The sequence below is a fragment of the Pseudomonas sp. Irchel s3h14 genome (genome assembly GCF_900187425.1).
GTDB lineage: Bacteria > Pseudomonadota > Gammaproteobacteria > Pseudomonadales > Pseudomonadaceae > Aquipseudomonas.
The window spans coordinates 1-13,797 of the sequence record NZ_FYDJ01000007.1 but is presented as its reverse complement, the minus strand read 5'-3'; the positions used below and the strand labels follow the sequence as shown (position 1 = coordinate 13,797).

General features: G+C 60.2%; 10 protein-coding genes. 4 read left to right on the top strand and 6 right to left on the bottom strand.

From position 1 onward, the window contains the following. Nucleotides 1–5 precede the first annotated feature (5 nt). The 6 genes from narI to CKW16_RS15310 form a co-directional block, all read right to left on the bottom strand. Nucleotides 6–686, bottom strand: coding sequence for a respiratory nitrate reductase subunit gamma (gene narI / locus CKW16_RS15335; protein WP_095129109.1), 681 nt, complete (start codon nt 684–686; stop codon nt 6–8). Next, nucleotides 679–1,434: a nitrate reductase molybdenum cofactor assembly chaperone gene (gene narJ, locus CKW16_RS15330; RefSeq protein ID WP_095129108.1), complete on the bottom strand. Its 756-nt coding sequence runs from the start codon at nt 1,432–1,434 to the stop codon at nt 679–681. Before narJ ends, narI begins: the two co-directional genes overlap by 8 nt. Nucleotides 1,435–1,436: 2 nt before the next feature. Next, nucleotides 1,437–2,975 carry a nitrate reductase subunit beta gene (gene narH / locus CKW16_RS15325; RefSeq protein WP_033059086.1) on the bottom strand — a complete coding sequence of 513 codons (1,539 nt, stop codon included), beginning with the start codon at nt 2,973–2,975 and terminating at the stop codon, nt 1,437–1,439. Nucleotide 2,976: 1 nt separating this feature from the next. Continuing rightward, nucleotides 2,977–6,750 (bottom strand): nitrate reductase subunit alpha, encoded by a 3,774-nt coding sequence (locus CKW16_RS15320; RefSeq protein ID WP_095129107.1) that lies wholly within the window; start codon nt 6,748–6,750, stop codon nt 2,977–2,979. 69 nt (nt 6,751–6,819) lie between these two features. Continuing rightward, the gene (locus CKW16_RS15315; RefSeq protein WP_095129106.1) at nt 6,820–8,217 is read right to left on the bottom strand and encodes a NarK family nitrate/nitrite MFS transporter; all 1,398 of its coding nucleotides are present in this window, start codon (nt 8,215–8,217) and stop codon (nt 6,820–6,822) included. After that, nucleotides 8,195–9,499 carry a nitrate/nitrite transporter gene (locus CKW16_RS15310; protein WP_095129105.1) on the bottom strand — a complete coding sequence of 435 codons (1,305 nt, stop codon included), beginning with the start codon at nt 9,497–9,499 and terminating at the stop codon, nt 8,195–8,197. The genes CKW16_RS15315 and CKW16_RS15310 overlap by 23 nt, the downstream gene beginning before the upstream one ends. A 304-nt stretch (nt 9,500–9,803) precedes the next feature. On the opposite strand from CKW16_RS15310, the gene CKW16_RS15305 reads away from it, so the two are divergent. From CKW16_RS15305 to CKW16_RS15290, 4 genes are all read left to right on the top strand, one after another. Further along, nucleotides 9,804–11,606, top strand: coding sequence for a histidine kinase (locus tag CKW16_RS15305; protein WP_095129104.1), 1,803 nt, complete (start codon nt 9,804–9,806; stop codon nt 11,604–11,606). Beyond that, entirely contained in the window at nt 11,603–12,250 is a 648-nt protein-coding gene (gene narL / locus CKW16_RS15300) for a two-component system response regulator NarL (RefSeq protein WP_046047384.1), read from the top strand. The genes CKW16_RS15305 and narL overlap by 4 nt, the downstream gene beginning before the upstream one ends. Nucleotides 12,251–12,336: 86 nt before the next feature. Continuing rightward, entirely contained in the window at nt 12,337–13,011 is a 675-nt protein-coding gene (locus CKW16_RS15295) for a Crp/Fnr family transcriptional regulator (RefSeq protein ID WP_033059073.1), read from the top strand. Nucleotides 13,012–13,085: 74 nt separating this feature from the next. After that, on the top strand, nt 13,086–13,484 hold the full coding sequence (locus CKW16_RS15290) for a putative zinc-binding protein (protein WP_095129103.1): 399 nt from the start codon (nt 13,086–13,088) through the stop codon (nt 13,482–13,484). Nucleotides 13,485–13,797 lie beyond the last annotated feature (313 nt).

The window sequence follows — 13,797 nt, the reverse complement described above, 5'->3', positions numbered from 1 at the left end:
TCTCCTCAGTACTTCTGACGAACGATTTGATAACGACGCCCCAGGTACCAGATCGGTGCGCTGATCATGTGTACGAGACGGGTGAAGGGGAACAGCACAAACAGGGTCAAACCGAGAAATACGTGCAACTTGTAGATCAGCCCGACCGACGCGATGGCCGCCGCTGCTTCCACCGGACGCAACAGCACGGTGTTCTGCGCCCAATCGGCGAGCATCACCATGACCGAGCCGTCCATGTGTCCGGTGGACGCGACGATGGTCAGTAGACCGAGCAGCAATTGCGCGAGCAGCACCAGCAGAATCAGGATGTCCGAAGGACTGGAGGTGGCACGTACCCGAGGGTCGCTGAGCCGCCGGTTAACCAGCATCAGCAGGCCGATCAGGCACAACAGGCCGAAGAACCCGCCTGAAACCATTGCCAGCAACTGCTTGTTCTCAGTGCTGATCACGTGGTGATAAATCGACGCCGGGGTCAGCAGGCCGACAAAGTGTCCGGCCAGCACGAACAACACACCGATGTGGAAGAAGTTGCTCGCCACGCGCATACCGCGCTGATTGAGCATCTGGCTCGAACCTGCCTTCCAGGTGTACTGCGACAGGTCGAAGCGCGCCCAGCTGCCAATCAGGCAAATCGCCAGGGCGACGTAGGGATAGACCCCGAACAACAACAGGTTCCATTTAGACATTGCCTACCTCCTTGGCTGGCACGGCGGCCAACCCTTCATGCTGAAAATCCACCCAGTGCAACGGCACCGCGCTTTCTTCCCGGGCCTTGCCCGGCGCGCTTGACAGCGAACTGCAACGGTCCTGCTGTTCGGCCTGGAGGAAGTCCACGGCCTCCTCTTCCCAGATCTTGTCGAGGGCTTCGAGGGAGTCGTCGCGAGGTTCCGCCGCGACCTGCGCCCGCAAGTCGGCGACCGCTTGATGCGGCTCGGCCCCGGCAATTTGCAGCAACGCCCGGAAGCAGCTGGCATAGGCGCTTTCGCGCTCTTCCAGACGTGCGGCGAGCAAGGCCAGCAAGTGCGAAACATCCGCCAGGCCCTCGCGGGCCTCGATGTCTTCGCGGGTAGACAGGAACTCCAGGTACAGCGGGATGTAATCGGGCAGCTCTTTGACGCCGATGGCAAAACCGGCTTCTTCGTATTGCGCCATCATGTCGACCATCGCCTGGCCACGGTCGCGGGATTCACCGTGCACATGCTCGAACAACAGCAGCGACAGCGAGCGCCCCCGACCGAACAGCGCACCGTAGTGCTCCTGCCCGTCCATCAGGTCATTGCCGCAGATCAGCTCGAGCAATTCGAACAACGCACCGCGCTGCGTCGGGCTGATTTCCCGTGACTGGATGATCGCTTGCTCCAGTTCGTCGCGACCGCTAATTAGCGTCTCGGTCGGGTAGTCGAGCAGCAGCGAAATCACTTTGAGAATTTGCATGCTCATTCCTCCCACAACTGGACGGTTTTCAGGATGTCGCGACGGTTGGCCTTCTTGGCGCCGAACATGTTGGTGTCGGAGCTGCCGCTGCAGCCGCTGCCGAAACTGAAGCCGCAACCGGAACGTTCGGCGAAGGCATCGCTCATGGCGTCTTCACGGTGGGCGCTCGGTACCACAAAGCGGTCTTCGTAGTTGGCAATCGCCAGGTAGCGATACATCTCCTCGACCTGGGCCACACTCAAACCGACATCCTTCAGAACTTGCAGGTCCTGAACGCCATCGACTTGCTCGGAACGTTTGTAGGCGCGCATCGCCAGCAAGCGTTTAAGCGCACGCTTGACCGGTTTTTCATCGCCCGCCGTCAGCAGGTTGGCCAGGTACTTCAGTGGAATACGCAGGCTGTCGACGTCCGGGATCACCCCGTTCATGCCAACGGTGCCGGCAGTGGCGGCGTTCTGGATCGGCGACAGTGGCGGTACGTACCAAACCATCGGCAAGGTGCGGTATTCCGGGTGGAGCGGCAGTGCGAGTTTCCAGTCCACGGCCATTTTGTAGACCGGCGAACGTTGGGCCGAGTCGATCACCGACTGCGGCACGCCATCGGCCAAGGCCTGACGAATCACCGCCGGATCGTTCGGATCGAGGAAGATCTCCAGTTGTTTCTCGTACAGGTCCTGCTCATTGGCGGTGCTCGCCACTTCGCTGATGCGGTCGGCGTCATACAGCAACACACCGAGGTAGCGAATGCGCCCGACGCAGGTTTCTGCGCAAACGGTCGGCATCCCGGCTTCGATACGCGGGTAGCAGAAGATGCATTTCTCGGACTTGCCGCTCTTCCAGTTGAAATAGATCTTCTTATAAGGGCAGCCGCTGATGCACATCCGCCAGCCACGGCATTTTTCCTGGTCGATCAGGACGATGCCGTCTTCTTCACGCTTGTAGATCGCCCCGCTCGGGCAAGCCGCTGCGCACGTCGGGTTGAGGCAGTGCTCGCACAGGCGCGGCAAATACATCATGAAGGTGTTTTCGTACTCGCCGTAAATGTCCGCCTGGATCTTGTCGAAGTTCTTGTCCTTGCGACGCTTGGCGAATTCGGTGCCGAGGATTTCTTCCCAGTTCGGGCCCCACTCGATTTTCTCCATGCGCTTGCCGGAGATCAGCGAACGCGGACGTGCAGTGGGCTGATGCTCACCCAGTGGTGCGGTGTGCAGGTGCTGGTAATCGAAGTCGAACGGTTCGTAGTAATCGTCGAGGCTCGGCAGATCCGGGTTGGCGAAAATGTTCGCCAACACGCGGAATTTACCGCCGATGCGCGGGTTGATCGTGCCGTTGGCATTGCGGATCCAGCCGCCCTTCCACTTGTCCTGGTTTTCCCATTCTTTCGGGTAGCCGATCCCGGGTTTCGATTCGACGTTGTTGAACCACGCGTATTCCATGCCTTCGCGGCTGGTCCAGACGTTTTTGCAGGTGATGGAACAGGTGTGGCAACCGATGCACTTGTCCAGGTTCAGAACCATGCCGATTTGTGAGCGAATCTTCATCTCAGTTCTCCTCGATATCGGTCGGCAGTGGACGCGGCAGGTCATCGCCACTTGAACCATCGAGCCAGTCGACTTTGGACATTTTGCGCACCACGACGAATTCATCGCGGTTGCAACCGACCGTGCCGTAATAGTTGAAACCGTAGGCCTGCTGGGCATAGCCGCCGATCATGTGGGTCGGTTTGAGCACAACCCGGGTGACCGAGTTGTGGTGGCCGCCACGCGTCTTGGTGGTTTCCGAACCGGGCACGTTCACGATCCGTTCCTGTGCGTGATACATCATCACCATGCCGTCCTTGACGCGCTGGCTGACCACCGCCCGGGCAGTCAGTGCACCGTTGACGTTGAAGCACTCGATCCAGTCGTTGTCCTCGATGTCGGCGCTTTTCGCGTCGTTCTCCGAGAGCCAGACAATTGGCCCGCCACGGCTGAGGGTGAGCATCAGCAGGTTGTCGCTGTAGGTGCTGTGGATGCCCCATTTCTGGTGCGGAGTGATCCAGTTCAGGACGATTTCCTTGTGGCCGTTACTGCGCTTGCCTTTCACCCCTTCGATGGTGCGGGTGTTGACGGGCGGCCGATAACTCATCAATTGCTCGCCGAACGCCTGCATCCACGGGTGATCCTGGTAGAACTGCTGGCGACCGGTGATGGTGCGCCATGGGATCCCTTCGTGAACGTTGGTGTAGCCGGCGTTGTAGCTGACGTGATCGTCTTCGAGACCCGACCAGGTCGGGCTGGAAATGATCTTGCGCGGCTGTGCCTGAATGTCGCGGAAACGGATGGCCTCGTGGGCCTTGGACAGCGCCAGGTGGCTGTGGTCGATGCCGGTGAACTCCGACAGCGCGGCCCAGGCTTTCACAGCGACCTGGCCGTTGGTTTCCGGGGCCAGGGACAGGATCACTTCAGCGGCATCGATCGCCGTGTCGATTTTCGGCCGACCCTGGCTAATACCGGCATCGCCTTCTTTGTGATTGAGTTCACCGAGGAATTTCACTTCGTCTTCGGTGTTCCAGTTGATGCCTTTGCCGCCGTTGCCATGTTTCTCCAGCAATGGCCCGAGGGACGAGAACTGCTTGTAGATGTTCGGGTAGTCACGCTCCACCACATGCAGGTTCGGTGCGTTCTTGCCCGGCACCGGTGCCACGCCGTCGCTTTTCCAGTCGGTGCCGCCAAACGGTTGGGCCAGTTCGCCGACGCTGTCGTGCATCAACGGGATGGTCACCAGATCCTTTTCAACGCCCAGATGCCCTTCGGACATGCTGGAAAACGCCTTGGCGATGCCTTTGTAGATTTCCCAGTCGGAACGCGATTCCCATGCCGGGTCGATGGCGGCCGACAACGGGTGAATGAACGGGTGCATGTCCGAGGTGTTCATGTCGTCTTTTTCGTACCAGGTTGCCGTCGGCAACACGATGTCGGAATAGACGCAGGTCGAGGACATGCGGAAGTCCAGCGTGGTGACCAGATCGAGCTTGCCGATGGCGCCCTCGTCCACCCATTCGGCTTCTTCGGGTTTGCAGTCGCCGACCTGGCCGATGTCTTCGTTCATCACCCCGTTTTTGGTGCCCAGCAGGTACTTGAGCATGTACTCGTGGCCCTTGCCCGAGGAGCCCAGCAGGTTGGAACGCCAGATGAACATGTTGCGCGGGAAGTTGACCGGGCTGTCCGGCTGTTCGCAGGAGAAGCGCAGCGAACCGTCCTGCAGCGACTTGACCACGTAGTCTTTCGGGTCCATGCCGGCCGCAGCCGCATCACGGCAAATGTGCAAAGGGTTAGTGTTGAGTTGCGGTGCGCTGGGCAACCAGCCGGCACGTTCGGCGCGGATGTTGTAGTCCAGCGCATGCTCAGGGAATTGCGATTTGTCGGCCAATGGCGAGAGCACGTCGTGCATGCTCATCTTCTCGTGGCGCCACTGCGAACTGTGGGCGTAGAAGAAGCTGGTGCCGTTCATTTGGCGAGGCGGACGGTTCCAGTCCAGGCCGAACGCCAATGGCAGCCAGCCGCATTGCGGACGGAGTTTTTCCTGACCCACATAGTGCGCCCAACCGCCACCGGTCTGACCGACACACCCGCAGAGCATGAGCATGTTGATCAGCCCGCGGTAGTTCATGTCCATGTGGTACCAGTGGTTCATCGCCGCGCCGACGATGATCATCGAGCGACCCTTGGTCTTGTCGGCGTTGTCGGCGAACTCACGGGCAATCTGGATGGCTTTCTCGCGGCTGACGCCGGTGATCTGCTCCTGCCACGCCGGGGTGCCAGGCACCGAGGCGTCGTCGTAATCCTTGGCTACGTTGTCGCCGCCGAGGCCGCGATCGATCGCCAGGTTGGCGGCCGACAGGTCGAACACGGTGGCGACTTTGGCCACGCTGCCGTCCGCCAGCACCACGTTATGCACCGGCACTCGGCGGTATTGCACGGCATCGCCGGCCACGTGCTGGAAGTGCTCGTGGGACTCGCCGGCAAAATACGGGAACGCCACTTCGGCAACGTCATCGCCGATCAGGCTCAGTTTCAGATCGATCTCACGGCCTTCGCCGCCTTCACGAGGCAGGATGTTCCACTTGCCCTTCTCGCCCCAGCGATAACCGATGGAGCCCTGAGGGGACACCAGTTCGCCGCTGACATCGAGGGCGATGGTTTTCCATTCCGGGTTGTTTTCCTGGCCGAGGTTGTCGGTCAGGTCACTGGCGCGCAGGAAGCGGTCCGGCTGGTAACCGGCGCCCGGTGCCTTGTCGACCATTTGCTTGAGCAGCACCAGCACCGGCAAATCGGTGAAGCGCTTGGCGTAGTCGGTGAAATAGGCGCTCGGTTTGTCCAGGTGGAATTCTTTGAAGATCACATGGTTGAACGCCTGGGCCAGCGCCGCATCGGTGCCTTGTTTAGGGTTCAGCCACAGGTCGGTGAGCTTGGCGACTTCCGAGTAGTCCGGAGTGATCGCGACGGTCTTGGTGCCCTTGTAACGGACTTCGGTAAAGAAGTGCGCGTCGGGAGTACGGGTCTGCGGGACGTTGGAGCCCCAGGCAATGATGTAGTTGGAGTTGTACCAGTCGGCCGATTCCGGCACGTCGGTCTGCTCGCCCCAGACCATCGGCGAGGCCGGTGGCAAGTCGCAGTACCAGTCGTAGAAGCTCAGGCAGGCGCCACCGATCAGCGACAGGTAACGCGAACCCGCGGCATAGCTGACCATCGACATGGCCGGGATCGGCGAGAAACCGACGATCCGGTCAGGGCCGTATTGCTTGATCGTATAGACGTTGGCGGCAGCGATGATCTCGTTGACTTCCTCCCAGTTGGAGCGAATGAAGCCACCCATGCCGCGTTTGCTTTTATAGGAGTCGGCCTTGGCCTTGTCCTCGACGATGCTGGCCCAGGCTTCCACCGGCGCCATGGTCTGCCGCGCATCGCGCCAGAGCTTGAGCAACGGCTTGCGGATTTTCGGGTACTTGAGCCGGTTGGCGCTGTAGATGTACCAGCTGTAACTGGCACCACGCGGGCAGCCACGGGGCTCATGGTTCGGCAGATCGTTACGGGTACGCGGATAGTCGGTCTGCTGGGTTTCCCAGGTGATCAGGCCGTTCTTGACGTAGATCTTCCACGAGCAGGAACCGGTGCAGTTCACCCCGTGGGTGGACCGCACGATCTTGTCGTACTGCCAGCGCGAACGGTAGACGTTCTCCCAGTCGCGAGACTCTTTGCGGGTCTCGCCATGACCGTCGGAAAACTCGTTTTGCTTGCGATTGAAAAACTTCAGTTGATCCAGTAAATGACTCACGGTGTAGTCCTCTCAGGCTTGCTGCGGGGTTCTGTGCCCCGCCCACGCAATGGTTGGATTCGGGTCGTCTTAGCAGGGAGTCGCTGCGCCTTTGCGCGCGTACCACCACCACGTCACGACGATGCAGCTCAGGTAAAAGCCGACGAACATGTAGAAGGCCATCTCCGGGCCGCCGGTCAGGGCCATCGAAGAGCCGAAGGATTTGGGAATGAAGAACGCACCGAAGGCGCCCATGGCCGAACTGAAGCCCAGGACCGCAGCGGATTCCTTGCCGGCGTTTTTCAAGGCTTGTTCGCGTACTGCCGGTGGTTTGCCGGCCGAGGCTTTTTCGTGCTGGGTGCGGAAGATCACCGGGATCATGCGGAAGGTGGAGCCGTTGCCGATGCCAGTGGTAATGAACAGCAGCATGAACATGCCGAGATAGCCGTAGAAGTTGCCGGGCCCACCGTTCTGCGGCAGGAAGTGCATGACGCCGAAGACCATCACGATCATCGCCACGAAGTTCCACAAGGTCACTTTCGCGCCGCCGAGCTTGTCCGCCAGCCAGCCGCCCAATGGGCGTACCAGCGCACCGACCAACGGGCCGAGGAAGGCGAATTTCAACGCGATGACATCCGGGAACGAGGTTTTGATCAGCAGCGGAAACGCGGCGGAGAAACCGATGAACGAACCGAAGGTCGCCAGGTACAACCAGCACATCAGCCAGTTGTGTTTGCGTTTGAAGATGACGGCCTGCTCGCTGAAGGAAGCGCGGGCACTGGACAGGTCATTCATGCCGAACCAGGCCAGCACCGTCACCAAGACAATGAACGGCACCCAGATGAAGCCGGCGTTCTGCAACCACAACTGGCCGCCATCCGGCAACGCTTGCGGCGAGCCGCCCATGAAACCGAACACACCGAAGGTAATCACCAGCGGTACACAGAACTGCATCACCGAGACGCCCAGGTTACCCAGCCCGGCGTTGAGGCCAAGGGCCGTGCCCTGCTGCGACTTGGGATAGAAGAAGCTGATGTTGGACATGCTCGAGGCGAAGTTGCCGCCACCAAAACCGCAGAGCAAGGCAATCAACACGAACACACTGTAGGAGGTGCTCGGGTCCTGCACGGCGAAGCCCATCCAGATCGAGGGCAACAACAGCGACGCGGTGCTCAGGGCGGTCCAGCGACGGCCGCCGAAGATCGGCACCATAAAGGAATAGAAAACGCGCAAGGTCGCCCCGGACAGCCCCGGCAATGCCGCCAGCCAGAACAACTGGTCGGTGGTGAAGCTGAAGCCGATGGCGTTCAAACGCACGATCACCGTGCTCCAGACCATCCACACCGCAAAGGCCAACAGCAGCGCAGGAATGGAAATCCACAAGTTGCGCGTGGCGGTCTGTTTGCCACTACTTCCCCAGAATGCTGGGTCCTCGGGGCGCCAGTCATGAATGACCGGGCCTTTGTCAGGCTTTTGCAGAACGGACATGTTCTTCTCCTAGGGCAATGCTGGAAATCGGGGACGGAGTCAGCAGCGGTGCTTTACCCAGCACCGCGCTTTTGCGTATTTCGCTGAAGTACATCCAGGTGAGGGAGACCCAGACCACGCCGTACATCAACATGAAGCAGGAAGAGCGCACGCCGGTGAGGTCCACCAGGGCGCCGAACAGGATCGGCAGCACGAAACCGCCCAGGCCACCGGCGAGGCCGACGATGCCGGACACCGCGCCCATGTTTTTCGGGTAGTCGTTGGCGATGTACTTGAAGACCGAGGCCTTGCCGAACGCGAAGGCGATGCCCATGACGAACAGCAGGACGGTGAACAGCGCGGGATTGAGGCCGATGTGGAAATCCACCGGGCCATTGATCGTTTGCACTTGCAGCTGGGTTTGGGGATACGAGAGCAGGAACAGGCAGATCCAGCTGACCCACAACACCCACCAGGTCACGCTTTGCGCCCCCCAGCGATCCGACATCCAGCCGCCGACCGCACGCAGCACGCCGCCGGGCAGGGAAAAACAGGCCGCCAGCAGCGCCGCGCTTTGCAGGCTGAAACCGTATTCCTGCACGTAGTACTTGGTCATCCACAGCGCGAGGGCGACATAACCACCGAAAACGATCGAGTAGTACTGGCAGTAGCGCCACACCGCCGGGTCCTTCAGCGAGCTCAACTGCTCACGCAAGGTGGCGCCGCTGGCACTGCGGTGGTCCTTGTTTTCAGCGCTGAGGAACCAGAACAACAGCGCAGTAATAAAGAGGATCGCGCTGAAGACTTTCGGCACCAACTGCCAGCTGCCGGCAGCGATCAGCGCCGGGGCGAGAAACTTGGTGACTGCGGCCCCGGCGTTACCGGCGCCGAAGATGCCCATCGCGAAGCCCTGATTCTCTTTGTCGAACCATTTGGCGACGTAGGCAATCCCGACCGAGAACGAGCCGCCGGCCAGGCCGACGAACAAGCCCAGCACCAGGAACTGCCAGTAGGCGGTGGCGTGACTGATCAGGTACAGCGGCGCCACGCAGGCCAGCATCAGCAGGAAGAACACGCTGCGCCCGCCAAAGCGGTCGGTCAGCAGACCCAGCGGCAACCGCACCAGCGAGCCGGTCAGCACCGGGGTCGCGGCCAGCAGGCCGAACTGGGTTTCGTTGAGCTGGAGAAGGTCCTTGATCGGCACCCCGAGCACGGCAAACATCATCCAGACCATGAAACAGACAGTGAAGGCCAGCGTGCTCATGCCCAGCACCAAGCCTTGTCGTACACGCGGTTGGTTCACAAATGCTCTCCAATCAATTAGCCATGGCGGCAGACTAGAGAGGCCAACCCCGCAAAAACTTGATCCATGTCAACGAAGCCCATATGGGCATAGGCCTATGCTTGTGCGGTCTACCTCTAAGGAGGTAGTGCAGGAAAACCCTAAAACCATCGGTTTATCAGCGTCTTAGGGTTTTCCGCCAAGGTTTTTGCTGACAAGGATCAGTCGACAACTCTTTAGAGGTAGCGCGCCCGGGATCGGCGGCAAAACCCATCCTGGAGCTGCACATGCTCGGTTTTCCTGATTTTTTCCCGGACCTGCGCTGATGGTGCGCTGGTTGCGCAGTTCCCTGCCCGCTCGCGCCGGGCTGGCGGTGATCCTGATCGCCGTGCTCGCCCTCGCCAGTTCGTTGAGCGCCGGACTGATCGCCTGGTTCAGCCAAGGCGATGCGGCCGCCATCAACACCGCAGGCTCGGTGCGCATGGAGACTTACCACCTGAGCTGGAAACTGGCCGCGGGTGCAACCGGCGAAGAAATCATCGCCATCAGCGACAGCCTGCAAACCCGCCTCAACAGCCAGTCACTCAAGGCAGTGCTGGAAGATGGCCCGACCGCCGCGCTGCAAATCAGCTACGGGCAAATCCAGCAACACTGGAATGAGGATTTGCGCCCGGCACTGGAGCGTGGCGATGCCGCCTATTTTCAGGTCCAGGCTCTGCCCTTCATTGAACAACTGAACCAGTTCGTCAACCTGTTGCAGCGTCAAAGCGAACAGAAGCAAGGTTGGCAACAGGTGATCCAGGGCCTCGCCTTGTTCACCACCCTGTTCGTCCTGCTGATTGGGCTCTACGAATTGCAGTACGGGGTCGTCATGCCCTTGAAAGAGTTGGTGGACGCGACCCAGCGCTTCCGTCGCGGCGATTTCAAGGTGCGGGTCAACCATCAGTCCCACGACGAACTGGGCCAGTTGGCCATGAGCTTCAACGCCATGGCCGAGACGATCGAAGACTCGCATCGCACGCTTGAGAGTCAGGTCCAGCAAAAAACCCTGAACCTGCAACAAGCCAATGCCGCCCTCGAGTTGCTGTACCAAAGCAGCCGAAGCCTGGCCACACGCCTGGCCAATGCCGAAGGTCTGGATGAGTTGATTCGACGCTTCCAGCAACGCCTGCCCGGCTTGCGCCTGTCGCTGTGTCTGCAAGGACAAATGCAGGCACCGGCCCAGCAGTTGCTCGCCCTGCATGGCGCGAACATCCGCGAAGTCTGCGCCAGCAGCGATTGCGCCACGTGTCAGAAGCACCATAAAGCCAGTCCTCAAACGTTCAGCATCAGCAACCAGGGCAGTGAACTGGGTGAACTCAAGGCGCATTTTGTCGACGGACATCCAACCCAAGCCTGGGAAACCCAACTGATCCAGGCCCTGGCCAACCTGATTGGCACCTCGCTCTCGCTCAAGCGTCAACGGGAACAGGATCATCGCCTGCTGTTGCTCGACGAACGCACGATCATCGCCCGCGAACTGCACGACTCGCTGGCCCAGGCCCTGTCCTACATGAAGCTGCAAGTCAGCCGCCTGCAGACCCTGATGCGCCGTGGCGAACCGGTCGAAACCCTGGAAAACGTCACCGCTGAACTGCGCGAAGGACTGAACAATGCCTACCGCCAGTTACGCGAGTTGCTGACCACCTTTCGCTTGCAGATTCACGATGCGGGGCTGGTACAGGAACTCAAGGACACCGCCGAGGAGTTCTCCCGTCGCGGCGAATTCCAGGTGCACCTGCACGTCGATGCGCTGGCCTTTCAGCTATCGGCCAGCGAGCAAATCCACATCTTGCAGATCACCCGCGAGGCGCTCTCCAACTGCCTGCGCCACGCCCATGCGCAAAACGCCTGGCTGCAACTGCGTCCGGACGGTGAAACCGTGAGGCTCATCGTCGAAGACGACGGGCGCGGCTTCAGCGGCAACGTCGACCAACGCGAACACCACGGCCTGAAAATCATGGATGAGCGGGCCCGCAGCTTGCGCGGTCAACTCGAAATAGTCTCCAGGGAGCCGCAAGGCACCCGCGTCCAACTGGAATTCCAACCGGAGTTTCTCGGGCAGCAAACAGAAGGTAGCGTCACATGAACCCCTCCCTGCAACACACCATCCTGCTGGTCGACGACCATCCGATGATGCGTCACGGCATCCGCCAGATGCTCGAACTCGAAGATGATTTCCTGATCGTCGGTGAAGCCAACAACGGAGAAGAAGCACTCAGTCTGATCGAACCGCTGCAACCGGATCTGGTGTTGCTCGATAACAACATGCCGCTAATGAATGGCATTGAAACCCTGCGCCAATTACGGGCGATGCACTACACCGGCAAGGTGCTGCTGTTCACGGTCTCGGATGCCGAAGACGATATTCGCGACGCGTTGCGTCTGGATGCAGACGGCTACCTGCTCAAGGACATGGAACCCGAGCTGTTGATTCAGTACATCCGCAATGCCTTGAACGGCGAATTGGTGATCAGCCCGGGGCTGACCCAAGTCATGGCCCAGGCACTGCGCTCACCGCAGCGCCAGACCGTGGTGGAACTGACCGAGCGTGAACGTCAGGTGCTGAAAACCATCGCCAGCGGCTTCAGCAACAAAGTCATCGGGCACAAGCTGGGCATCACCGAAGGCACGGTCAAGGTTCACGTGAAAAACCTGCTGCACAAACTCGGTTTGCGCTCGCGGGTCGAAGCGGCGGTGTGGGCCATGGAGCACTTGCGCAATGCGGGCTGAGGGGCATGCCTCTTTGGAGGTAGGCCGGCAGAGGCATAGGTCATCCGGCCGGCGCTCTCTACTATGAGCGTCAGCGGAGGTACGCCATGCTGACCCACCCTTCCATCGTTTTAACGTTGCGTCGTCACCATCTGTTCAGCCAGCTACCGGAGAAAATCTTCGAGGAAGTCTGCGGCCTGGCGATGCTCAAGCGCCTGGCCTGTCACAGCACACTCATGCACCAAGGGGACCCGGCCAAGCGCTTTTTCCTGCTGGTCAGCGGCCAGATCAAGTTGTACCGGCTTACCGGCGAAGGCCAGGAAAACCTGGTGGAGATCATTCAGCCCGGCCAGACGTTTGCCGAAGCCTTGCTGTTCAGCCAGGCCCGTCTCTACCCGGTCAGTGCCACGGCGCTGAAGGACAGCGTGCTGGTGAGTATCGAGGGCAGCCATTACCGCAACGCCCTCGAAGACCAGCCGAAAGTTTGCCTGGCGATCCTGGCGAGCATGAGCGTGCACCTGCACCTGCGTCTGCGCGACATCGACACGTTGACCATGGCCAGTGCGAGTCGGCGGGTGATCAATTTCCTGTTCCAGGAACGCAACCCGGTCAGCGGCTTGATTGTCTTGCAGGTGTCCAAACGCCTGGTGGCCTCGAAGTTGGGTATCCAGCCGGAAACCTTTTCGCGGATCTTGCACCGCCTGGTGGACAGCGGCCTGATCGCGATGGAACGGCGCAACATCAGCATCCTTGCCGAAGAGGATCTCGCGGCGTTCCAATAGACGGAATTGACCGCAGTCAATGCGCAATGCCACCGGCCTTGCACACTGAAGAAGTCCATCCATGGAGAGCGCTCATGCCCCGTTCAACCTTGCCCCTGATTTACTCCTGCTCAGGCTGCTCCAACGTCGCCCAACTGGCCAATACCCTGGCTGTGCGGCTCGATCGCAGCGGTCTGGCTGAAATGTCCTGCATCGTCGGGGTCGGCGGGCATGTGGCGGCGCTGGTCAACAAGGCACGTTCGGGACGGCGGATTTTTGCGCTGGATGGTTGCCCGTTGCAATGCGTTGAAAACTGCTTGAAGCAGCATGGGCTGCACGCGGATGTGCATTTGATTCTTAGCCATTACGGGTTGCGCAAGCGCTATGGCGAGGACTGCACGGAGGCGCAGGGGGATGAGTTGTTTGAAGAGATCAGGCAGTTGATTGCCAGTGATGCTCGGCAGCATGTATGCCACCAGGAAACGATGGCCTGAGGGCCAACGAAAATCCAAATGTGGGAGCGGGCTTGCTCGCGAAGGCGTCTTTTGGCTCAGTACATATCCATTTCTGCGGTAACGGCTGCTATTGGTTTCGCTTTTACAGCGAGTCACTTTGGAAAAGCCCCAAAGTAACCAAAGGGCTCTTGCCCCTTTCGTTCGGTGGCTCGCCTAGGCTCGCCATGCCCTCGCTCCGGTCCTGCTCCGTGGGCCCGCCGCCATCGGCCATCCATGGCCGGGGGCGGCTAACCCGGCATCCATGCCGGGTTGCCCACTGCGCAGAACCTCCACTCGGCCTCTCGATGGGGCG